20 protein-coding genes are annotated in these 21,873 nt (G+C 60.5%); 14 read left to right on the top strand and 6 right to left on the bottom strand.

The genetic code is table 11. From position 1 onward, the window contains the following. The 3 genes from VCB98_RS09015 to VCB98_RS09005 all read left to right on the top strand — a co-directional run. Window positions 1-622 (top strand): DUF4398 domain-containing protein (locus VCB98_RS09015; RefSeq protein WP_346051888.1); only part of this gene is annotated, 622 nt, incomplete at its 5' end. Between the two features lie 92 nt (window positions 623-714). Further along, complete coding sequence (locus VCB98_RS09010) at window positions 715-1,440, top strand: OmpA family protein (protein WP_346051886.1); 726 nt, start codon at window positions 715-717, stop codon at window positions 1,438-1,440. Window positions 1,441-1,641: 201 nt separating this feature from the next. Then, a complete protein-coding gene (locus VCB98_RS09005) occupies window positions 1,642-2,844 on the top strand; it encodes an aminotransferase class V-fold PLP-dependent enzyme (RefSeq protein ID WP_346051885.1) in 1,203 nt (400 codons plus the stop codon). Window positions 2,845-2,914: 70 nt separating this feature from the next. Here VCB98_RS09005 and VCB98_RS09000 read toward each other — a convergent pair whose 3' ends face one another. Further along, entirely contained in the window at window positions 2,915-4,045 is a 1,131-nt protein-coding gene (locus tag VCB98_RS09000; protein WP_346051883.1) for an NAD(P)/FAD-dependent oxidoreductase, read from the bottom strand. Between the two features lie 82 nt (window positions 4,046-4,127). Continuing rightward, entirely contained in the window at window positions 4,128-4,709 is a 582-nt protein-coding gene (locus VCB98_RS08995) for a Tll0287-like domain-containing protein (RefSeq protein ID WP_346051881.1), read from the bottom strand. Between the two features lie 238 nt (window positions 4,710-4,947). On the opposite strand from VCB98_RS08995, the gene VCB98_RS08990 reads away from it, so the two are divergent. Continuing rightward, window positions 4,948-5,394: an Hsp20/alpha crystallin family protein gene (locus VCB98_RS08990; RefSeq protein WP_346051879.1), complete on the top strand. Its 447-nt coding sequence runs from the start codon at window positions 4,948-4,950 to the stop codon at window positions 5,392-5,394. A 105-nt stretch (window positions 5,395-5,499) separates the two neighbouring features. On the opposite strand, the gene VCB98_RS08985 is transcribed toward VCB98_RS08990, so the two are convergent. Continuing rightward, window positions 5,500-5,700 carry a dodecin family protein gene (locus VCB98_RS08985; RefSeq protein ID WP_346051877.1) on the bottom strand — a complete coding sequence of 67 codons (201 nt, stop codon included), beginning with the start codon at window positions 5,698-5,700 and terminating at the stop codon, window positions 5,500-5,502. A gap of 180 nt (window positions 5,701-5,880) precedes the next feature. Here VCB98_RS08985 and VCB98_RS08980 point away from each other — a divergent pair, with 180 nt between their 5' ends. The 6 genes from VCB98_RS08980 (at window position 5,881) to glk (ending at window position 9,670) form a co-directional block, all read left to right on the top strand. Continuing rightward, window positions 5,881-6,111 carry a hypothetical protein gene (locus VCB98_RS08980; RefSeq protein ID WP_346051875.1) on the top strand — a complete coding sequence of 77 codons (231 nt, stop codon included), beginning with the start codon at window positions 5,881-5,883 and terminating at the stop codon, window positions 6,109-6,111. A gap of 98 nt (window positions 6,112-6,209) precedes the next feature. Beyond that, window positions 6,210-6,407 carry a hypothetical protein gene (locus tag VCB98_RS08975; protein ID WP_346051873.1) on the top strand — a complete coding sequence of 66 codons (198 nt, stop codon included), beginning with the start codon at window positions 6,210-6,212 and terminating at the stop codon, window positions 6,405-6,407. A gap of 249 nt (window positions 6,408-6,656) precedes the next feature. After that, the gene (locus VCB98_RS08970) at window positions 6,657-7,367 is read left to right on the top strand and encodes a phosphoribosyltransferase (protein ID WP_346051871.1); all 711 of its coding nucleotides are present in this window, start codon (window positions 6,657-6,659) and stop codon (window positions 7,365-7,367) included. Window positions 7,368-7,379: 12 nt separating this feature from the next. After that, window positions 7,380-8,141, top strand: coding sequence for a hypothetical protein (locus tag VCB98_RS08965; protein WP_346051869.1), 762 nt, complete (start codon window positions 7,380-7,382; stop codon window positions 8,139-8,141). Further along, the gene (locus VCB98_RS08960; RefSeq protein ID WP_346051867.1) at window positions 8,138-8,590 is read left to right on the top strand and encodes a CBS domain-containing protein; all 453 of its coding nucleotides are present in this window, start codon (window positions 8,138-8,140) and stop codon (window positions 8,588-8,590) included. Before VCB98_RS08965 ends, VCB98_RS08960 begins: the two co-directional genes overlap by 4 nt. Before the next feature lie 15 nt (window positions 8,591-8,605). Next, the gene (gene glk / locus VCB98_RS08955) at window positions 8,606-9,670 is read left to right on the top strand and encodes a glucokinase (protein ID WP_346051865.1); all 1,065 of its coding nucleotides are present in this window, start codon (window positions 8,606-8,608) and stop codon (window positions 9,668-9,670) included. 20 nt (window positions 9,671-9,690) lie between these two features. Here the strand turns inward: glk and glgA are convergent, their stop codons facing one another. After that, the gene (gene glgA / locus VCB98_RS08950; protein WP_346051863.1) at window positions 9,691-11,226 is read right to left on the bottom strand and encodes a glycogen synthase GlgA; all 1,536 of its coding nucleotides are present in this window, start codon (window positions 11,224-11,226) and stop codon (window positions 9,691-9,693) included. Then, window positions 11,223-13,439 carry a 1,4-alpha-glucan branching protein GlgB gene (gene glgB, locus VCB98_RS08945; protein WP_346051861.1) on the bottom strand — a complete coding sequence of 739 codons (2,217 nt, stop codon included), beginning with the start codon at window positions 13,437-13,439 and terminating at the stop codon, window positions 11,223-11,225. The genes glgA and glgB overlap by 4 nt, the downstream gene beginning before the upstream one ends. 115 nt (window positions 13,440-13,554) lie before the next feature. Between glgB and glgC the strand changes: the two genes are divergently transcribed. Genes glgC through malQ form a run of 3 tightly spaced genes read left to right on the top strand, consistent with a single transcriptional unit; the run spans window position 13,555 to window position 18,030 of the window. Further along, complete coding sequence (gene glgC / locus VCB98_RS08940) at window positions 13,555-14,832, top strand: glucose-1-phosphate adenylyltransferase (protein ID WP_346051859.1); 1,278 nt, start codon at window positions 13,555-13,557, stop codon at window positions 14,830-14,832. Further along, window positions 14,822-16,489 carry a glycoside hydrolase family 57 protein gene (locus VCB98_RS08935; RefSeq protein ID WP_346051858.1) on the top strand — a complete coding sequence of 556 codons (1,668 nt, stop codon included), beginning with the start codon at window positions 14,822-14,824 and terminating at the stop codon, window positions 16,487-16,489. The genes glgC and VCB98_RS08935 overlap by 11 nt, the downstream gene beginning before the upstream one ends. 2 nt (window positions 16,490-16,491) lie before the next feature. After that, the gene (malQ, locus tag VCB98_RS08930) at window positions 16,492-18,030 is read left to right on the top strand and encodes a 4-alpha-glucanotransferase (protein ID WP_346051857.1); all 1,539 of its coding nucleotides are present in this window, start codon (window positions 16,492-16,494) and stop codon (window positions 18,028-18,030) included. On the opposite strand, the gene glgP is transcribed toward malQ, so the two are convergent. After that, window positions 17,966-20,554 (bottom strand): alpha-glucan family phosphorylase, encoded by a 2,589-nt coding sequence (gene glgP / locus VCB98_RS08925; protein ID WP_346051856.1) that lies wholly within the window; start codon window positions 20,552-20,554, stop codon window positions 17,966-17,968. The genes malQ and glgP overlap by 65 nt on opposite strands. Before the next feature lie 176 nt (window positions 20,555-20,730). Here glgP and fbp point away from each other — a divergent pair, with 176 nt between their 5' ends. After that, window positions 20,731-21,861 carry a fructose-1,6-bisphosphate aldolase/phosphatase gene (fbp, locus tag VCB98_RS08920; RefSeq protein WP_346051854.1) on the top strand — a complete coding sequence of 377 codons (1,131 nt, stop codon included), beginning with the start codon at window positions 20,731-20,733 and terminating at the stop codon, window positions 21,859-21,861. The last annotated feature ends 12 nt before the right edge of the window (window positions 21,862-21,873 follow it).

Genomic DNA, 21,873 nt, shown 5'->3' with positions numbered 1-21,873 from the left:
TCCGCATCATGGCAACACTTCGGATCGCTGCGGTCTGTGCGGTGGCGCACCTATCCCACCATCCCCAGAATCAATTTATTCCATAACCCTTACCCAGTTACGTACGCTGCCGCACCGACACCGCAAGCCCGGTCTTCTACGCTTGGCTTTCGGAATTGGTTTCTGGATCAGAAGAAGGTCCGCTTCGGACCCTACGATCCAATCCACGCGGAGAATGACAATGCACACAACACTAGGACCATGCTTCTGGAAATCCATGAGCACTGTTTCGGTTCTGGCGGCAACTTTACTGCTTCTCACCGCCTGCGCCTCAGTGCCTGAAGCTCCTCCGTCGTCGCTGGCCGAGGCCAGGGATGCCATTGCCAGCGCCGAGCAGTCGGATGCCCGACAGTACGCCGGCGCCGAACTCGACGAAGCCAATCGAAAGCTGGCAATGGCAGAGAACGCCATGTCATCCGAGAAGCGGACCGAAGCGGATCAATATGCACAGCAGTCTCGCGTCACCGCGGAACTGGCCATGGCGAGGACCTCAGCCGCCAAAGCGGAGGACGTCAACCGTCAAATGCGCCGGGATGCAGAAGCTTTGAGTGAAGAACTGGAACGCACAGGAGGCAAGCAATGAATATTTCCATTCCACAGCCAACGACATATGGCCGGACCTGCGCGGCGATCATCCTATCCGTCCTATTCCTTGCCGGATGTGCAAGCAGCCCCGTGAGCCCGGACGGCGCCTCGGACGCCCGAAGCAACCTCACCGCCTTGCAGAATGATCCTGAACTGAGCAGTCGGGCCCGGGTTGAGATCCGACAGGCCGAAGAGGCCGTCAAACTCGCCGAGGAGCCATTGTCTGATTCCCAGGCAGCCTTGGGTGAGCACCGTGTTTATATGGCGGAACACAGGGTAGAGATCGCCAAGGCCAGAGCCGCTGCCAAACTGGCCGAGGATCAGCGTGCCCAGCTCGACCAAGACCGTAGTGATACACGTCTAACGGCACGTACTCGTGAAGCCGACCGGGCGCGGTCGGATGCTTCCAGAGCACGCAGCTCGGAGGCGGACATGCAACGACGTCTTGAAGAGCTGGAGGCCAAGGAAACGGAACGCGGCATGGTCATAACGCTGGGCGACGTTCTCTTTGATACGGGCAGCGCTCAGCTCCGTGGAGATGCCAACCACACCCTCAACAAGCTGGTGAGTTTCATGCGGCAGTATCCCGATCAGCGTCTCGTGATCGAAGGTCATACGGACAATGTCGGCGGTACTGCCCTCAATCAGAGGCTTTCACAGCAGCGTGCCGACTCGGTCAGACAGTATCTGACGCAAAATAACATCGCCTCAAATCGAATTTCGACCTCGGGCATGGGGCTTCATCGACCCATTGCCGACAACAACTCGGCCGCCGGACGGCAACAGAATCGCCGAGTGGAAATCGTCATCGAGTAGATGCAGGCCTCTTGGCGGTAGATCGCCAGGCAGGCAGCATCATTATCTGAGTCACGCGGTACGGCCTAACAGCCGTACCGTTTTTTTTTTATGGGGAACACAAAACCGATCTTCCCCACTTTCGTGATGCTCCCTGGCTTGGCCTCGGGTCGGGAGACTGGCATGATCAGTCCCTCCCCTTCCTCCTGGCGGAGTCGATTGATGCACGATGCGAATGAATCCCGGGCAGCCTTGGGTAATCGGGCACTCTTTCCCGAGCTACGATTTGATGTCTATGCCAACCATGGGTCGGTTTCGCCCTTGAGCGAACCGGTACAGGCAGCAGTAAATGAAGTGCTGTCGGCACAGGCTCGTGAGGGCATGGGGATATTTCCGGCCGAGGTGGAGCGACGGGAGCGTGTTCGTGAGCAATTCGCCTCGCTCATCGGGGCGACTGGTGAAGATATCGGCCTGGTGGCGAATACCTCCGCCGGCGTGCTTGCCATTGCCCATTCCCTGCCCTGGCGGAGAGGCGATCGGGTATTGGTATTCCGGGGGGAGTTCCCCACCAATGTAACCCCATGGCAGCAAGCGGCACGGCGGCTGGGACTGGAACTGGTTTGGATGGATGCCGAGGACTTTCGCCTGGACCGGGTGGCTGCCATGGAACAGTTCGAGCAGCATTTGGCCGAGGGAATCCGCCTGGTGGCCGTGAGCGCCGTGCAATTCACCACCGGCCAGCTCATGCCGTTGGAGGAGATGGGTGAATCCTGCCGTCGCCATGGCAGCGAACTTTTCGTGGACGCCATTCAGGCGCTGGGCATTGTGCCCCTGGATGTGAAGCGAATGGGCATTGATTACCTGGCTTGCGGCAGTCACAAGTGGCTGATGGGCCCGGAAGGCGTGGGTTTTGTCTATATAGCCCCTCAGCGCACGGATCAACTGGAGCCCAACCTGGCCGCCTGGATCAGCCATGAGGATGCCTTCGAATTCCTCACTGGCGCAGCCGAGACCCTGCGCTATGACCGCCCTATTCGGCGTGGGGCCCGGATGCTGGAAAGCGGCACCTTCAACAACCTGGGCTGTGCCGGCCTGGAGGCCAGCATTGGGCTGATCCAGTCCCTGGGCGTGACCCATATCTTTGAGCATGTCCAAGCCTGGCATGACGGCCTGGAACCGGCCCTGCAGGCGCGGGGTTTTGAAAGCGCCCGGATGACTGACCCGGCCGGTCGCTCGGGTATCCTCAGCCTGCAGCCGCCGGATAATCGGGCCGCCGCGGAATGGGCGGGCGAACTGGGCGAACGGGGAATTTCCTGTGCCAGCCCGGCCGGCTGGCTGCGCTTCACGCCGCACTGGCCGAACCCGGCCACCGAAACGGAGAGGGTGATCCGGGCCGTGGACTCGATCCTGCATCAGGGGCATTGAGAAAATCTGGGCGATGAAGACAAGTCGCCTTTCCCGCCCCCATCAACCGATGTTCAACGGCGCGAGATATTCAGCGATACTGGCGTAGATACTTTTTCTCAAACAGTGACTTGGACCAGTGCCAGAGGCGGCTATTAGGCAGCACCCAGTTACGCTTTTCGCTGCGGGTGACCAGCATGCCCTTATCCATGCTGTCGACAATGCACATCAATTCAGCCTTGAAGGTAGCTTGGGCTTTACGCCCATTCAGTTCTGCATGCATATTCTTGGCGGCCGCTTCGGCCTGCAGGTCGGCCATATGAGCCTGCTTGGGCATCCACTCCGGGCCGGGGAAGGAACCTGAATCACCCGCCACATAGACCCGTTCGTCGTCTTCCACCCGGCAGTAGGCATCGGCCTTGAGCAGCCCCCCCTCGGAGCGGGTGAGCTCGGTATTATCGAACCAGGGATTGCCGGTCATCCCCGGCATGAACAGGATCAGATCGGCGGGAAATTCACCGCCTTCCGTGGTGACCTTGTCTTCGGAAAAGCCCTTGAGCTTGTGCCCCAGGTGCGTCCGGATGTCGCGACGTTCCATTTCCGCCAACAAGCGCTTCACCGCCTTGGGCCCGAGACGCTTTCCCGGCTCCGGTGCCGGAGAGAAGAAAACCAACTCAAAACGATCACGCCGACCCTGCTTACGCAGCAGACTATCAATGCTGAACAGAAACTCGAACATGGGTCCGCCGCGCATGGCCTGGGGCTCGGCGGGATTGCCGGAAAAGCCGAAGGCAATGCTGCCACCTTCCATATCGTCCACCGCCATCTTGATCCGCATGGCCGATTCCACCCCTTCACAGGGGGTAATGGCATGCTCGATACCCGGCAGCTTTTTGAGAAAGCGGCCACCGGTACCAATCAGGATGGCATCGTTTTCCACCTCGCCGTTATCGGTAAGCAACAGCCTTCCACCCAGATCCAGGCCGGTGGCACTGGCCTGGTGATAACGAATGTGATGACGTTCAAAGAAACCGTCCAGACGACGGACAATATCATCCGGCTGACGCTGGCCGGTGGGCAGCCAGATCAGGCTGGGCAGGAAGACAAATTCGGGACGCGGAGCGACCAGGGTAATCTCGGCCTGCCCGTCCAGCGCCCTCAGGTGACGAGCTGCGGTGAGCGCGGCAAAACCGCTCCCGACGATGGTGACCTTATGGCTCATTCGCTTTCGGCTCCTCGGTCTTTTTGGCTTGGGGTGATCGCGGGGGTGATCGCGAATGAATTCGCGCCTACGGTGTCGGCCTTCAATTCACCGGGGCCTTGATGGTGAAGGCACCCCGCAGTTCCCCGGCTTCATAGCCGTACGCCTGATCATGAGGGTAGCGTTCATCCAGGCTGCGGCGGATCTCCTCACTCATTTGCTCACGATCACCGTGGCAAACCAGACATTGGCTCTGGACCGCAATGGGCCGCATATAGCGATAGAATGCTTCATCCCCTTCGGTGACCAGCTCGAAATTGTCCATCTCGGCAAATTCCTCGCCTTCCTCATGGCGCTCCTGGAACGAGGTCAGGACCTCGCGCTCCCAGGCATCAGGCGCACCCAACAAGGGATTCCGTACCCGGGTTCCCACCCGGGAAACCCGCCAGCCCCGCTCCAGAGACAGAGCCATCTTGATCGCCGGGGCCTGGTCTCGACAGACCGTAATCGCCTGGGGCGGACCACCGTCCCGCATGGCCGACTGGAGCCGCTCCATGAGATCGCCCGCCAGCCGACCGGTCATGGTTCGGGCCTCGGATCGAAATTCCTCCTGTTCCATTTCACGGGGAACAGCCGTCACCGGCAGCACCAACAGAACGGCCAGAATGATTCGGATGGATGTCATGAATACCTCCCTGCCCGCTTCAAGGCTCATTAGTTTAGCGACCCCTCATATTATAGGGGCAATTTGCCGCCCACAAGTTGTCTCTGATCAATCAAATGGGCACTCGATAGGCCTCTGTGTAGTTGCGGGACCGGCCCTGGCGATGACCGCCGTCAACATGGACGCTGGTCCAGTGGTGCAAGCTGGGGTTCGTCCAAGCCTGGACGCTTTAATGCAGTCATTTCTGGAGGTGACAATCATGCGCATGTTAACTACCCCCCGCCGCAGCTGGATACCCAATCTGGATGCGGATTTCGACCGATTGTTTGACCGTTTCTCCCCCATGCTCACTCGGACGGATGAATCATTGGGCCTGACGGAATGGAATCCGGCCGTGGATATTCGCGAGGAAGCAGATCGTTTCCTGGTGCTCGTGGACATTCCCGGCGTGGCGCCAGAGGAAGTGGACATCACCCTAGAAGGTGGCTTGCTCACGATCAGCGGCGAACGCAAGGAAGAGAAGTCCACCGACGACGAACATTATCGCCGTTCCGAGCGTTTCCACGGCAGTTTCTTCCGGCGTTTCAGCCTGCCGGATACCGCGGACTCCGATCATGTGAGCGCACGCTCCGACAAGGGTGTTATTGAAATCACCATCCCCAAGAGCAAGAAAGCCAAAGCGAACCGGATCCCGGTCAAGAGCTGAACCGGGTCGCTGGCAGCGACTGAAACATGAAAGAGCCCCGAGCCATGCCGGCTGGGGCTCTTTCACTGGGCCGCCGGTGAACTTGCCCCCGGACAGTCGGAGCGCCTAGCTGAGAACAAAAGTCACCCGCATGTCCACGCGGTAGCCGGTCACCTTGCCATTTTCCACATGCACCTTCTGTTCGGAGACCCAGGCACCGCGGATACCGTCGACGGTCCGGGCCGCTTTCTCGATCCCTAGCTTGATGGCATCTTCAAAGCTTTCTGTCGATTGAGCGCTGATCTCGATAATTTTTGCGACTGACATAGCCGGACTCCTTCCAGGCGTGTTTTGTGATTCAAAACGCAAGTGTGATCGCCCCGTACCATCCGGACATTGACCGCAGTCATCGATTCGGCCCATCGGGCGAGGCGATGACCGCGGTCAATGCCATCCAAGCTGCCGGCCCACAAAATCGGAGTTCCCTGCCAACGGGAAGCACTAGCCATGAAAAGGGATGATCACCGGGGCAACGGCCATGCCAGCGACACTTTCGTGATGTCGTGCCCGAAATGTCGCAAGCCATTGATGCTGTCCACCAGGGAGTTGGAGGTGGGCCATGAGCTGGAATGCATCCATTGCCAACACAATCTTCACCTGTCCACCACCACGCTCCCGGGCCAAAGCGGCCAGTTTTGGACCCTGGTCAGTACCGAGGAGAACCGAAACCAGCACTGAACGCGAAACCGCCAGCGGCGCCCCCGTCCTAATCTGTCGACCTGTCCGGCGAAGCCCTGGCCCGGGTCCGCGCGCCGATTCTGATGATCATTGGCTCATTGGACCGGACGATCTACCGACTGAGTCGTTCAGCCACGCGTCAGATCACCACCATCTACGAGTTGCGTCTGATCGCCGATGCCTCCCACCTGTTTGAGGAGCCGGGCAAACTGGATGAGGTCGCTCAAGCTGCCGCAGCGTGGTTCCTGCAGCATCTAGCTGCGCCCGAGACCGAGATACCGCTCACGCAGCCATAGACAAATACCGGCCCAAGGACATACACCGATGAGAACATACACCGGCAAAAACGACCTGGCCGCACACCAGTCTGCCTGAAGGGACCAGATCGACGACCCTGAAAAGGGCACTGCAAACCTCCACGAACACCCTGCTTTTTGTTCCCCAGACCAAGCACTACTTCCCAGGTGACAAACCATTGACCCCGGTCACCACCTTCCCGAACTGCCGCTCATAGGATGAAGTTGTTCAGCATTGGGAGCAGACGCATGTTCGAGCTATTCGAGGATCGCGAACAGGCCGGTCGAGCCCTGGCGGCGGCCCTGGCACATTATCGGGACGAACCAGGGCTACTGGTGTTGGGGCTGGCCCGTGGCGGCCTGCCGGTGGCGGCCGAGGTAGCCGCCGGTCTTGGCGCGGAACTGGATGTGCTGGTCATACGCAAGATCCGCGCACCGGGGCACCCTGAACTGGCCATCGGTGCGGTGGGACCCGACCAGGTGCGCGTACTCAACGAGGACATCATCACCCAAATGGGTATCTCATTGGCTGAACTCGTTCATGCCACTCACAAGGCCCGTGCGGAACTGACTGAACGGGAGCACCGCTATCGCCTGAAACGTCCCGCGACTCCCGTGAGAGGTCGAACGGTTATTATCGTGGATGATGGCCTGGCCACTGGTGCTTCGCTGGAAGCGGCCATTGCCAGCGTACGCCAAGGTCAAGCCACCCGCATCATTACCGCAATTCCGGTCGGCGTTCCAGATGCCGTGCAGCGACTTGAATCCCGATCAGACCAATTGATCTGCCTGATGGCACCCAAAAACTTCGTTGCAGTCAGTCGCTGGTACCGGCATTTCAACCAGGTCTCCGATGATGAAGTTATCGCCTGCCTCAATCGTTTCCAGAAGAACACAGCCGATGGCGGCCCGCAATCAACAGATACTCACGACTCTCCACATCGCCCGCATCACAGTTGAAGGAGCGACCCCATGAACGGAAAACACCCTGTGATCGACAACCAGCCGGTGATCATTCCTGCGAAAACCTGTTCACTACAGGCGCGTCTATCCGCCCCGGCCCAACTGGATTCACTCGCATTGATCCTGGAATCAGCCAGCACCAAACGGCGGGACATTCGCCACCTAGGCCAGGCGCTGAATCGCTTTGGCATTGCCAGCCTTAGTCTGGATCTCCTGGAGGGCTGCGATGCAGATAACGGGATCTCACCAGCATGGCAGCATTTCAACTTGCCGCTTCTCTCGAACCGCCTGCGGCATGTCATCGACTGGATTGAAGAGGAGCCCTCACTGACTGGACTACCCATTGCAATCGTCGCTTCCGAATCTGCTGCAGCCGCCGCGCTGGTTTGTGCGGCACGGCAACCACACCGAATTCAATCCCTGTTTCTATATGATAGCCGCCCGGATCTTGCCGGCAGTCACCTCGCCCGAGTCCGTGCCCCAATTCTGTTCGCCCAGGGCGAGAATGATCATGCCACGCGTCATACCCTGCAGCGCACTATCTCACGCCTCGAATGCTCATTCAGAAACGCCATATTTGCGGGCACGGGCCGCCTGACATCCAGCAAGATGGCCTGGCAAGCTCTTATGGAGCTCGCCTGCAACTGGTTATCGGTGCAGTCCCGCCATCCGCCCCCGCCGGCACCTGTCTGCAGAAACCCCCTGATCATGCTCGGCCCTCAGACATCCGCCCGGGAGAAGCTGGGCTATTCAGGAGATATAGCCAGATGAAAACCGGTCAAGCCTGTATCCGCAGTGTGGTCTGCATCGAGGCAGAGGCCTCCATCCGTGAGGCGGCCCGACTAATGCGTGAGCATCATGTGGGCAATCTTGTCATCCTCGGAAGCGGGACGGATCGTCAGCGCCCGGTGGGCATCATCACCGACCGTGACCTGACTGTGGAAGTTATCGCCATGGAGGTGGACATGGACAGTGTCAGTGCCGGAGATCTTTTCGCTTCTCCGAAGCTCATTACCGCAGGTGTCGATGAAGAGCTGGAGCAAACCCTGGAGATAATGCGACGGCACGGTATCCGTCGGGTGCCGGTAGTGGAAGCCGACGGCCGCTTGGCCGGCATTCTCGCTCTGGATGATGTGGTGGAAATACTTGCCGAGCAACTGTCGATGATTGTAGGTGTAATTTCCCGCCAGCCTGGTGTCGAGGCTCGCCGGCGGGGCTAAAATCAAAGGTGAACCATGCAGATGTTGATCGGTGATATCGGCGGAACACGCCTGCGGCTGCGCTTGTTGGAATCGACAGGCAGAGAGTGGCAGATTCGGCATGAATCCATTCGCCGGAGCGAGGAATTTGACAGCCTGGAAGCTGCCTTGCGGAGCTTTCTCGAAGAGTTATCCCGGAGCGAGCGAGCCAATATCGTTGAGGCCTGGCTGGCGGTGGCCGGCCCCGTGTCCAACGGCCGGGTGCGGTTTACCAATCTGCCCTGGGAGAGCGAGGCACGTTTGCTGGAAACGGCGCTCAAACTGCCCAGAGTTCACCTGATCAACGACCTGGAAGCCCTGGCGCACGCCCTCCCCCATATTCCTCAAAGGCAATTGATCCCCATTCAGAAAGGCCCTCAGGAAAGCGGCCCACGCCTGCTGGTATCCGTCGGTACCGGGCTGGGAGTGGCGATCTGGTTTGTGGAAGCGGGTGGGATTCGCGTGTTGGCATCCGAAGGCGGTCACATCGATTTCGCCAGCCAGTCAAGGGAGCAGCATGCACTATGGAAGTCTCTGTCGAAATACCATGGTCATGTCAGCTACGAGCGATTGCTGTCGGGCTCGGGCCTGATGGAAATCTACAAGTACCATTGCGAACAACAGTCTTGCATGCCCTTTAATGGCCACACTCTCACCGAGGACCCGGCACCGCTGATCTGTCAGCGAGCGGAGAACCGCGAGGACAAGGCGGCCAATGCTGCCATCTGTTGCTTCAGTGAGATTCTTGGTGCATTCGCCGGCAATGCCGCGCTGATCAGCCTGGCCACTGGCGGTGTCTACCTGGCCGGCGGCTTGCTTCGCCGCTTACACCCCTTCCTCTCGGACCATCACTTCATCCAGGCCTTTCACCGGAAAGGCCGCCTTCAGGCATTGATGCAGACCATCCCCATCCATGCCGTAACCACACCAGAACCAGGTCTGGAAGGCATCGCCCGCCTGGCCATCCGGGAAAGCCTTGCTGGCAGCGAGCGAAACACGGGGGGCCCGGAGCAACCCAGCAACGCTGGTATCCACGCGGGGGCGTATTATCGCCTGCCTTGAGCCCGGAACTCCCTCACTCTTCACCCACGGGCATCATCCACGGCCGTCCATGATTCGGAATTTACCGGCAGCGAAATCATGGCGCGATGATGTTCGCCCAGATAGGACTCCAGGGTTTGCCGATAAAGCGATTCATAGGCCAGTACACGCTCACCCCAGCCGAAGGACGAGGACTGGGCCATGGCGTTGGCAATGATTTGTCTCCAGTCATCTGGTGACTGCCAGGAAGCCAGGGCCCGGTCCACCGCATTCAGCAGTTTCTCGCTGTTGACCGCTTCCATTTGAAAACCGTTACCGCGCTTTGGATCCACACCGACATCGATCACCGTATCCAGCAATCCACCCACCGGACTGACCACGGGAATGGTGCCGTAGCGCATGGCACACAACTGGGCCAGACCACAGGGTTCGAAGCGGGAGGGCATAAGCAGCATATCCGAGGCAGCATATACCTGGTGGGCCAGGGCTTCATCGAAACCCTGCTTGAAGGCCACCCGTCCCGGCCAGCGATGGGCCGCCGCCTTGAGTGCCCGGCTGACAGCCGGTTCCCCATCACCGAGCACCACGACATCAAGGTCGTTTTCCATCAACGCCGGCAAGGCCGCCAGCAACAAATCCGTACCCTTCTGCTCGGCCAACCGCCCCACCCAGGCCAGCAGCGGGCGACCCGGCTTGCGCTGAACAATCAGACCCAGACGCCGCCGGAGTCGATCTTGTTCCGCCTGTTTTGCCTTGCGGGTCTCGTTCAGATCAGTGCCATCATAATGATGGCTCAGCGAGGGGTCGGTGACCGGGTTCCAGGCTTCAGTATCAATGCCGTTAAGGATACCCGTGAGCTTGTCCGAACGGGATCGTAGCAATCCATCCAGACCGGCACCGAACAGGGGCGTCTGTATCTCCCGGGCATAACCCGGGCTGACAGTCGTAAGCCGGTCGGCAAAAACCAGCCCGCCCTTGATGAAGGCCACATCGCCATGAAACTCCAGCGCCTCGGGGTCATGAAGATCATCGGGAAGACCAAGCCGGGCCAGTATCTCGGGCGGAAAACGGCCCTGATAGGAAAGGTTGTGAATGGTGAACACCGTGGGCCGTTCGCAGCCGTTCATCCGCATCCAGACCGGTACCAGACCCGTGTGCCAGTCATTGCAATGCACCAGATCCGGCTCCCAGTCCAGACCCAGCGCCCCACCCGCGATATCCGCCGCCATTCGGCTCAGATGACTGAACTGTACGGGGTTGTCAGCCCATGGCTTGCCGCTTCGATTCAGATAAGGACGCCCCTCCCGCCTCAGTAGAGCAGCGGTCTCCACCATCCAGACGGGAACCGCTCCATGACCATTCTTATAGGCAAGCAAGCGACCCTTGAAACCCCGCGCCCGAGCTAGAGGCCTGGCCTGTTTGGAAAGACGCGAAGAATAGGCCGGAATCAGAACGCGCACATCATGGCCGCGCGCGGCCAGTGCCCGGGGCAAGCTACCCATGACATCGCCCAGTCCGCCCACCTTGACCAGGGGCGCCATTTCCGCAGCCACCATCAGTATCTTGAGTCGTTTCATGATCCTTCCCTCCATTCCAGGTAAACGGCGCCCAGGGGTGGCAGACACAAGGCAGCGGACCAGAGCCGGCCCATCCAGGGCGTATTGACCGCTTGTACCTGCCCGAGATTGCCCACGCCACTGCCGCCATAGCTGTCGGCATCGCTGTTGAGCACCTCCCGCCACACACCCCCCTCGGGCAAACCGATACGGTAGTTCTCACGTACCACGGGGGTGAAGTTGAAGAGCGCAAGCACATACCGAGCTTGCGCCCCTTTCCTCCCGGGCTCCCGGCGCATGAAGCTAATCACCGACTGGTCGGCGTCATGGCAGTCAATCCACTCAAAACCACTGGCATCGAAATCACCCCGGTGCAGAGCCGGTGTGTCTCGGTAAAGCCGGTTCAGGTCCCGGACCAGCCGATACAGGCCGGCATGCTCCGACACCTGTCTGAGCGATTCTGGCAGGCTGCCTTCGTGAGACCACTCAGTGGGCTGACCGATCTCATTGCCCATGAACATCAATTTCTTGCCTGGATAAGCAAAGAGGTAGGCATACAGCAGCCGGAGGTTGGCGAAGCGTTGCCAGCGATCACCCGGCATGCGGTTCAGCAATGACCCTTTTCCGTGAACCACCTCATCATGGGAAAAGGGCAGTACGAAGTTTTCGCTGAAGGCATACAGAAGGCCAAAAGTCAGACGCTCGTGATGAAAACGGCGATGGACCGGATCATGAGTAAGGTACGCCAGTGTGTCGTGCATCCAGCCCATATTCCATTTCATGGAAAAGCCCAGGCCGCCCAGATGCACCGGTCGGGTCACCCCCGGCCAGGCCGTGGACTCTTCGGCAATGGTCATGCTGCCGGGGCATTCCCGGTGAGTCATGGTGTTCAGGGCCTGCAGAAAGGCGACCGCTTCCAGGTTCTCACGCCCGCCATGAACATTGGGCAGCCACTCCCCCGCCTCGCGTCCATAATCCAGATACAGCATGGCCGCCACGGCATCGATGCGAAGCCCGTCCAGATGGAACTCCTCCAGCCAGTAGAGCGCACTGGAGAGCAGGAAACTCATTACTTCATTGCGGCCGAAATTGAAGGCCAGCGTGTCCCACTCGGCTGTTTCACCCAGCCGAGGGTCAGCATGCTCATAAAGAGCAGTGCCATCGAAACGGCCCAGACCATGGGGGTCACGGGGGAAATGGGCCGGCACCCAATCCAGAATCACGCCGATGCCGGCCTGATGCAGACGATCGACAAAATAACGGAAATCATCCGGATTGCCGAAACGGCTGGTGGGGGCAAAATAACCGGTGGTCTGGTAGCCCCACGAGGCATCGAAAGGATGCTCCGTTAGCGGCATCATTTCCACATGAGTAAAACCGCTCTCCTCCAGGGCATGCACCAACGCATCCGCGAGCTGACGATAACCGAGAAAACTCCCATCCGCATTGCGGCGCCAGGATCCGGCATGCAGCTCATAGATACTGACCGGCGCATGACGCCAGTCCGGCCGCTCTCGCATCCAGTCGTCATCGCCCCACTCATGCCCGGGTTCGGCGGGGACCAGGCAGGCGGTACGGGGCCTGACTTCCCAGTGCCGGGCATAGGGGTCCCCCTTGTCGGCCACCTCCCCGTTCTGACTACGGATCTGGAATTTGTAATGAACGCCGGCTTCCAGGCTGGGAATGAACAGCTCCCACACGCCGGTATCGTCATGCACGGACATGGGATGACAGATGCCATTCCAGTGATTGAAATCCCCCACCACACTGACCCGCTCGGCATTGGGTGCCCAGACAGTGAATCGGGTACCACGGATGCCGTCGCGCACTGTTGGCTTCGCACCCATGATCTGCCAGGCCCGGCAATGGTGCCCATCATTGAAGGCCGCAAGGGCCTCCCGTTCCAGACTCAGCGGAAACTGGTAGGGATCATGAAGGCGGACAATCTCGCCATCGGCCTGCTTGCAGACCAGTACCCGGTGCCCGCTGTCGCCGATGCCGCTCTCCGGCAGGGCGCACTCAAACAGGCCAGCGGGGTTAACCGCCCTCATTGCCACTCGCCCCGGTTCAAGCCAGACCGCCTTTGTTCCCGGCAGCCAGGCTCGGTATCGCTTGCCCTGCTCTCCCAGCACGGCATGGGGCGAGTGATGCCGTCCCTGGCTCAGGCGCGTGACATCGTTGTCGACAAGCGATCGGGCTGGCATGGCTGGGTTCATCAACACGGGCCTTTTCATGTTCGGATCTCCCATCATCCAGCGGACCCGATACGCGGACGTTGACGGGCGTCAACACCTGAGCGGATGGGGGGTGCTCGAATGGAGCCACCGACCAACGGCAGGAGCGAGCAGAATGGTGGTGGAGAACAGCCCGGTCAGCGAACGTTTTGTCAGCCTGATTACTCGGGACACGCTGGCCCTGGTACTGGCCGGGGGCAAGGGCACTCGCCTGGGCTCCCTGACATCAGACCGGGTCAAGCCGGCGGTCCCCTTCGGCGGGCATTTCCGCATCATCGATTTCCCCCTGTCCAACTGCATCAACTCGGGCATCCGGCGTATCGGCATCCTGACCCAGTACAAAGCCCATTCCCTGATCCAGCACCTGCAACAAGGCTGGGGATTTCTGCGTTCGGAACTGGGGGAGTTCATCGAATTACTGCCAGCCCAGCAGCGCACCGGTGAGGCCTGGTATCGCGGCACCGCCGACGCGGTTTACCAGAACATGGACATCATCCGTCTGCACCATCCCCGATACCTGATGATTTTGGGCGGTGACCACATCTACAAAATGGATTACGGCGCCATGCTCGCTTTCCACGTTAACAACGATGCCGAGGTCACAGTAGGCTGCATGCCGGTGCCGGTAGAGCAATCCAGTCGATTCGGCATCATGGATGTGACCGATAACCATCGCATCACGCGCTTTATGGAGAAACCGGAACATTACGAGGGCATGCCCAATCATCCGGATCAGGCCCTGGCTTCCATGGGGATTTATGTTTTCAACACGGAATATCTTCTGTCCCGCTTGCTGGTGGACGCCAACAGGGAGGATTCCAACCACGACTTCGGCGAGGACATCATCCCCGGTGCTGTTCGGGAAACCGACTGCTATGCCTACCCTTTCCGCGACATGGCGAGTGACGGCCCGGGCTATTGGCGGGATGTGGGGGACATCGACTCCTACTGGTCCAGCAACATGGAGCTCGTCGGTCTCCGACCGGAGCTGAATATCTATGACCAGGATTGGCCCATCCTGACCTGGCAACGTCAGGCACCGCCCGCCAAGTTTGTGCTGGACGAGGAAGGTCGCCGTGGCGAAGCCCATAACTCCATGGTGGCCGGTGGCTGCATCGTCTCCGGCGCCCAGGTCAGCCACTCCCTGCTCTCCTCTTTCGTGACGGTGGATGAAGGTTCGGTGGTCGATCAGTCCGTGATCCTGACCAATGTGCACATTGGGCGTAACGTCCGACTCTGTCGGACGATTATTGAGATCGGCTGCCATATTCCGGACGGCATGCAAATCGGTTACGACCTGGAAAAGGACGGCCAGCGATTCGAGCTAAGCCCCGGCGGCATTGTGCTGGTGACCCCGGAAATGCTGGGGCAGGCGGTCCACCATGTCCGATAAAACGTTGCGGGTCGTGATTTGCTGGCATATGCACCAGCCCGAATACCGTGAAGTCTTTGGCGGCCAATTCCTGGAGCCCTGGACTTATCTCCATGCCATCAAGGATTACGCGGACATGGCCGCCCACCTGGAGCAAGTGCCAGGTGCCTGTGCAGTATTCGACTTCTCCCCAATACTGCTGGACCAGTTGGAGGACTACAGCGGGCGCCTCCAACGCCACCTGGCGGATGGCACACCCATCGGTGATCGTCTGCTGGATGCCCTGTCCCACCCGGTTTTGCCATTGGATGAAGATGCGCGCCGAGGGTTGGTGCGTGCCTGCTTGCAAGCCAACCGGCAGCGACTCATCGAGCGCTTCCCACCCTACCGGCGGCTGGCCGACATGGCCACCTCGGTGCTGGCGGAGGGCGACAACCTGGCCTATATGGAAGATCGCTTCATTCTCGACCTGCTGGTCTGGTTCCATCTGGCCTGGCTGGGTGAAACCCTGCGCCGGGACGACCGCCGCGCCGACCAACTTCTTAGCCGTGTCGGCAGCTTTAGTTACCAGGATCGACAATTGTTGCTGTCTCTTATCAGCGACACCCTGCGAGACTTGCTGCCCCGTTACCGGCAACTGGCCGAGAGCGACCGCATCGAATTGGCCAGTTGCCCCTGGGCCCACCCCATTTTGCCACTGCTGATGGACTTCAATACCGCCCGGGAGGCGCGGCCACAATCGCCCTTGCCCGTGGCCTCGCAATACCCCGGGGGCCGGGAGCGGTCAGCATGGCACCTGGAGACCGCCATCAAGCATCATCGCCAGTGTTTTGGCGATGACGCCCAGGGATGCTGGCCCGCGGAGGGGGCGATCAGTGGCGAGACGGTCAAGCTGCTGGGCCAAGCCGGGTTCAGCTGGACCGCCAGCGGCCAGGCAGTACTCTGCAACAGCCTGGGCCGCCCCCATCCCGATTCCGATGACATCCATCGTCCATGGCGACTCAGCGAGCAAGGACCGGCAATCTTCTTCCGCGATGACGGACTGTCGGATCTCATCGGCTTCACCTACAAGGACTGGCATGCCGACGACGCCGTTGCCAACTTCATTCACCACCTGGAAACCATTGCCGCGGAACCGGCAGAACCCGGCCGGGTAGTCTCGGTGATCCTGGATGGGGAGAATGCCTGGGAGCATTACCCGGAGAACGCCTACCATTTTGTCGGCACCCTCTACCGCAAATTAGTGGCTCACCCCGATATTGAGCTCACCACCTTCTCCCGTTGCCTGCGCGATCCCGCCGTGTCCATTCGACAGTTGAAGGGCTTGCGGGCAGGCAGCTGGGTGCATGGCAATCTGGATACCTGGATGGGCGATGAGGACAAGAACCGGGCCTGGGAAATGCTGGTGGCCGCCAAGCAGCAGTGGGACCGCTTGCCAGACGACATGCGCGAACGCACTGGCCGGCAGCTGGCTGTCTGCGAAGGCTCCGACTGGTTCTGGTGGCCGGGCGACTACAACCCCGAAATGGTAGTGGCACGATTCGAACGGCTGTATCGCCGCCACTTGGCCGACCTCTACCGCCTCATGGGACAGCCATCGCCGGACTACCTGGAACAACCCTTCTCCAGGGGCAGCGGCCAACCGGAGGGGGGCGGGACCATGCGGCCCGCCCAGTAATCATGGACCGCAACTTCGTCTTTGGCCGCCGTCGTGCCGGGGTACTGCTCCACCCCACCTCCCTGCCGGGTCCCGGCCCGGTGGGCACCCTGGGCAAGGCCGCCATGAGCTTCATCGACTTCCTCAGCGAGGCCGGCGTCAGCGTGTGGCAAACCCTGCCGCTGCTGCCGGTGAACGAGAGCGCCTCACCTTATCAGCCGTATTCCCTGTTCGCAGGGAACACGGCCCTGATTGATGCCGAGCAGGTGGCCGAGGATTTCGACCTGCCAAGTCCAGGGGTCGGGGCGGCCGGCCCGGAACTCATTACGGCCGCCATGAGCAAGATCAGGCACCAGGAAAACCGGGCCATGGGCAATGCCTTCGAGGCCTTTCGCCACCATCACCGTGAGTGGCTGCATCCCTGGTGCCAGTTTCAGGCCTTGCACTGTCTCTTTCGCGGCACGGCCTGGCCGCATTGGCCGGCCTCCTTCCGCCATTACGAACCCGATCCGGTATTGCCTCTGGACAACGGACTCCAGGACGCCATGGACCGGGAAGCCTTCTGCCAGTTTCTCTTCCATCAGCAATGGCGACGCCTGAAGACGGCAGCCAACCGGCGCGGCATCGCCTTGTATGGCGACCTTCCTTTCTACCCGGCTGCCGACAGTGCGGACACTTGGCAGTACCCGCAGTATTTTGATCTGGACGAATTCGGACACCCAAAACGAATTGCCGGCGTGCCCCCCGATGCGTTCAGCGAGACCGGGCAGAGCTGGGGCATGCCCGTCTACGATTGGACCCGCCTTCAGAACGATGGTTTTGGCTGGTGGCAGGAACGCCTGATGAACCAGCTGGAGCTGTTCGACATCCTGCGCCTGGACCATTTCCGGGGCCTGGAAGCCTGCTGGTCACATCCGCCTGATGCAGAAGCTGCGGACGGCGAATGGACGCCGGTACCGGGCGAGGCCCTGCTACGGCAACTCCACCGTACTCTGGGCGACTTCCCTTTGGTGGCCGAGGACCTCGGTCACATCACAGCGGCGGTGGAACAGCTTCGCGACCAGTTCGCCCTGCCCGGCATGCGCATACTGCAATTCGGATTCGATGGCAGCGACGGCAACCCCCATCACCCGGACAACCACGACAGCCATTGCCTGGTCTATTCCGGCACCCATGACAACAACACTCTCATGGGCTGGTGGTCAGAGCTTGCCGAGGACCAACGGGATCGGGTGCTGGCAGCATTGTCGGAGCAGGCGCTGGGCCCCGAACAGGCCTTGCACTGGCGACTTGTGAACTGCTGTCTGGAATCACTTGCCCAGTTGAGCGTGATCCCGATGCAGGACCTGCTGGGGCTGGGCAGCGAGGCGCGAATGAACACCCCGGGCACCATGGCGGGCAACTGGTCCTGGCGCATGAGCGGCAAGGAAGCACTGTCGTCCCTGGCCCCCTTTGTTCGGCAGCGAGTGACCGCCAGTGGCCGGGATGGGTCCACCATCACCCCTCAGTCGACGGCAACTCGGACAGCCACGCCATCTTCCCCATCTCAAAGGGATGGCTGAGCAGCTCATGGCGGGGATAGAGACGCACCCGTAATTGATAGAGGCCGTTCTCCGGCGAATCCAGTACCAGACGGAATACCCGTGCTGCCTCCACTTCTTCCTCGGTGGCGGAAAAGGCATGCGCCAGGGTTTCGGGCGTGTCCTCGTCACCACCCCGGGCACTGAGGAGGCATTCCAGCACCACGTCCCCGGGTTCGAGACCGTTCAGCCAGACCAGCACCTCCAGTGTCAGCTGCTCACCGGTCTGCATCGATGTGGGGGGTGGTGATCGCCACTGCATGTCCAGGTTCTCCCAGCATTCAGCAACCCTGGCCTTCCAGACGGCCAGACGCTCGGCCTCCACCGCCTCATTCGCCATCAGCCTTTCACCCTGACGCGCCGCCGGCACATAAAGACGCTGGGCATAGTCCCGCACCATGCCCTCGGCATTGAAGCGGGGCAGCACGCTGATCATGGAACGCTTGGAGCGGGCCACCCAGTCCGGAGAATAACCGCCGGGGCCGATGCGGTAATACTCGGGAATCACCTGCCCTTCCAGCAGATCCAGTAAATCCTCCGCCTCCACCCGATCCCGTTGTTCGGGAGACAGCTCACGATCATGGGGGGTGATGGCCCAGCCGTTGTCACCGTCATAGCCTTCGGCCCACCAGCCATCCAGGATGCTGAGGTTGATGACACCATTCATAGCCGCCTTCTGCCCGGAAGTACCGCTGGCTTCCATGGGATACTCTGGCGTGTTGAGCCAGACATCCACCCCCGTAACCAGCTTGCGCGCCAGGGCGATGTCATAGCCCTCAATCAGAAAGACCCGGTTCAGGAACGGGGGCCGGGCGGCAAACTCATGGATGCGCTTGATCAGCGATTGCCCCGGCACGTCCTGGGGATGTGCCTTGCCGGCGAACAGCATGATGACGGGTCTATCCGGGTCATTGAGCAGGCGTCCCAGTCGCTCGAGATCCTGAAAGATCAACAGGGCGCGCTTGTAGGTGGCGAAGCGACGGGCAAAACCGATGATCAACGGCCGGGTATTCTCCGGCGAGAAAACGGCCTCCATGCCCTCGATCCGCGAGCGGGGATAATTGTTGCGGCAATACTGGCGGAACAGACAGCCATGCAGGGCACCCAGCATGTCGCTCTTGAGTGACTGGGTGAGGCTCCAGAAGCGGTGATCGGCAATACTCCCCACCGCCTCCTCCCAGAAATCCACATCACCCAGATGCTGGCGCCAGTCCGGGTAACGCCCGTCAAAAAGATTCACCCACTCCCGGGCCATAAACGTGGGAACATGCACGCCATTGGAAACCCAGGTAATGGGGTTGTCCGCCGGATCCAGGTCCGGCCACACATGGGCTTCCATCCCGGCCGCCACGTCGCGATGCACCGCACTGACACCGTTGTGCCGGCGTGATCCACGCAACGCCAGGGCGGTCATGTTGAAGGCCTCCGTTCGTTGAGGCGATTCACCCAGGGCCAGCAGCCTGGCCATGGGTACGGACAGGGACTCGGCCAGGGGTTCAAGGTAGCGCTCGGCCAACTCGTGGGTGAACAGATCATGACCGGCGGGCACGGCGGTGTGCGTGGTGAAGACCGTCGCCGCCGCCACCGCTTCCAGGGCGGCCGGGAAGCTCATACCCTGACTCACCCGCTCCCGGCAGCGTTCCAGGATCTGAAACGCGGGATGGCCCTCATTGATGTGCCAGACCGTGGGCTCGAAACCCATGGCGCGCAGGGCGCGCACGCCACCCACCCCCAGCACCATTTCCTGTTCGATGCGCATCACCCGGTCACCGCCGTAAAGCTGATAGGTGATACGCCGATCCTGCGGCCGGTTGTCAGGCAGTTCGGTATCCAGCAGCAGCAGTTTCAGACGCCCCACATTGATCTGCCACAAGCGGATGGTCACCCGGCGATCCGCCAGTTCCACGGCCACCCGGATCTCCTCACCGTCCGCGTCTGTCACCGGCGTGACCGGCAGATCTTCCACCCGGAAGGGCCGGTAGATCATTTCCTGCGTGCCATCACGATCCAGGCGCTGGGTGAAATAGCCCTGCCGATACATCAGGCCAACCGCAAGAAAAGGCAGATCAAGATCGCTGGCCGCCTTGCAGTGATCACCCGCCAGAATGCCCAGGCCGCCTGAATAAAGCTGAAGGCTCTCGTAAAGCCCGTACTCCATACAGAAATAAGCTACCAGATCGCGATCAGCTTCCAGGCCACTGACCGCCTGCAGTGGTCGGTCCCGCTCCGCAGACAGATAACTGTCAAAGGCATCCAGGACGCTTTTGTACTGGAACAGAAAATCCGGACTCTTCGCCAGCTCTTGCAAGCGAGTCTGGGAGACGCGCCGCAGAAAGATCTTGGGATTATGCTCGCAACGGCTCCATAGCTCCGGGTCGATGCGGTGAAATAGCCCACGAACCCGGCGCTCCCAGCTGTAATAGAGATTACCGCTCAGTTCATCCAGCCGGGCCAGTGCTTTCGGCAGTCTTGGTCTGACTTCCAGTGAATGATCATGCCCTGCCATCGCCCTGCTCCCCGCCGGTGCAACCGGCTCAGCAACCTTGATAAGGATTTCCGCATTGCACTCAATGTAAGGAGCAGGAGCAACGATCATGTTGACCGCCGTCAATGCAGAAAGTGGTGCAGGCGATAAAGATGGAGCAATGATTCCTGCCAAGCCCCACGGGGGAGGAGACGGACATGGAAATCACACTGAGCGTACTCAAGGCCGATATCGGTTCCATCGGTGGTCACATCCAACCTTCCAGGGCACTGGCAGACAAGGTGCTCGAGGTGGTGCAGCACAAGGGCCGCAAGCACTTGCTGGACAGCCGGGTGAGCTGGACCGGCGATGACATTGCCATATTAATGACCCACCAACAGGGCCCGGGTGCCGCCGTCATCCATGAAATGGCCTGGGAGGCATTTCTGGCCGGTACCGAAGTAGCCAAGTTACAAGGCCTGTATGGGGCCGGCCAGGATCTGCTGTCGGATGCCTTCTCCGGCAATGTGCGCGGCATGGGCCCGGGCGTGGCAGAAATGCGTTTCCAGGAACGGGATGCCGAACCATTCGTGCTGTTTGCGGCCGACAAGACCGATCCGGGGGCTTTCAATCTGCCCCTGTACCGGGCTTTCGCCGATCCCATGAACACCCCCGGCCTGCTCTTATCCCCCTCTCTCACCGAAGGCTTCCATTTCGTGATCATGGATGTGGCCCATACCGGCAGGGACCGGGTGATCGAACTGCAGGCCCCGGAGGATCTGCACCGCATCGCCGCTCTCTTGCGCGACCCGGAACGGTATGTGGTGGAATCGATCTGGTCGCGCCATTCGGGCGATCAAGCGGTGGCTGCCTCCACTTCCCGCCTGCACAACATCGCCGGCAAATACACGGGCAAGGATGACCCGGTGATGCTGGTGCGAGTGCAGAAAGATTTCCCGGCCACCGGGGAAATCCTGGCACCCTTCAGCACTGGGCATTTCGTGGCCGGGGGCATGCGCGGGTCGCACAATATGCCGCTAATGCCGGTGCCTCTGAATGCCGGCACCAGCTATTTCGACGGCCCGCCCATCGTCACCGGGGCTGCCTTCTGCGTCCATGACGGAAAGCTCACCGACCCGGTGGATGTCTTCGCCCATCCCTTCTGGGACCGGATTCGCGATCAGGTGGCCGACAAGGCCGTGGATATGCGTCGGCAGGGCTTCTTCGGCGCGGCCATGCTGCCCATGGACGAGCTGGAATACACCGGCATCACCACCACCCTGGATGGTCTGGACGATCGTTTCCACGTTCGTCCGGATGGGCCGGAACCACTCCGTCAGGCCTTCTGAGCCGACCCGACG

This window comes from Natronospira elongata, from assembly GCF_034931365.1.
Lineage (GTDB): Bacteria > Pseudomonadota > Gammaproteobacteria > Natronospirales > Natronospiraceae > Natronospira > Natronospira elongata.
This window is presented reverse-complemented; position numbering and strand designations above follow the sequence as displayed.

Excerpts from the sequence above, each read along its gene's own strand:
- VCB98_RS09005 (WP_346051885.1), top strand. The coding sequence starts at position 1,642 with ATGCACGATGCGAATGAATCCCGGGCAGCCTTGGGTAATCGGGCACTC.
- VCB98_RS09000 (WP_346051883.1), bottom strand. The coding sequence starts at position 4,045 with ATGAGCCATAAGGTCACCATCGTCGGGAGCGGTTTTGCCGCGCTCACC.
- VCB98_RS08995 (WP_346051881.1), bottom strand. The coding sequence starts at position 4,709 with ATGACATCCATCCGAATCATTCTGGCCGTTCTGTTGGTGCTGCCGGTG.
- VCB98_RS08990 (WP_346051879.1), top strand. The coding sequence starts at position 4,948 with ATGCGCATGTTAACTACCCCCCGCCGCAGCTGGATACCCAATCTGGAT.
- VCB98_RS08985 (WP_346051877.1), bottom strand. The coding sequence starts at position 5,700 with ATGTCAGTCGCAAAAATTATCGAGATCAGCGCTCAATCGACAGAAAGC.
- VCB98_RS08980 (WP_346051875.1), top strand. The coding sequence starts at position 5,881 with ATGAAAAGGGATGATCACCGGGGCAACGGCCATGCCAGCGACACTTTC.
- VCB98_RS08970 (WP_346051871.1), top strand. The coding sequence starts at position 6,657 with ATGTTCGAGCTATTCGAGGATCGCGAACAGGCCGGTCGAGCCCTGGCG.
- VCB98_RS08965 (WP_346051869.1), top strand. The coding sequence starts at position 7,380 with ATGAACGGAAAACACCCTGTGATCGACAACCAGCCGGTGATCATTCCT.
- VCB98_RS08960 (WP_346051867.1), top strand. The coding sequence starts at position 8,138 with ATGAAAACCGGTCAAGCCTGTATCCGCAGTGTGGTCTGCATCGAGGCA.
- glk (WP_346051865.1), top strand. The coding sequence starts at position 8,606 with ATGCAGATGTTGATCGGTGATATCGGCGGAACACGCCTGCGGCTGCGC.
- glgA (WP_346051863.1), bottom strand. The coding sequence starts at position 11,226 with ATGAAACGACTCAAGATACTGATGGTGGCTGCGGAAATGGCGCCCCTG.
- glgB (WP_346051861.1), bottom strand. The coding sequence starts at position 13,439 with ATGAAAAGGCCCGTGTTGATGAACCCAGCCATGCCAGCCCGATCGCTT.
- glgC (WP_346051859.1), top strand. The coding sequence starts at position 13,555 with ATGGTGGTGGAGAACAGCCCGGTCAGCGAACGTTTTGTCAGCCTGATT.
- VCB98_RS08935 (WP_346051858.1), top strand. The coding sequence starts at position 14,822 with ATGTCCGATAAAACGTTGCGGGTCGTGATTTGCTGGCATATGCACCAG.
- malQ (WP_346051857.1), top strand. The coding sequence starts at position 16,492 with ATGGACCGCAACTTCGTCTTTGGCCGCCGTCGTGCCGGGGTACTGCTC.
- glgP (WP_346051856.1), bottom strand. The coding sequence starts at position 20,554 with ATGGCAGGGCATGATCATTCACTGGAAGTCAGACCAAGACTGCCGAAA.
- fbp (WP_346051854.1), top strand. The coding sequence starts at position 20,731 with ATGGAAATCACACTGAGCGTACTCAAGGCCGATATCGGTTCCATCGGT.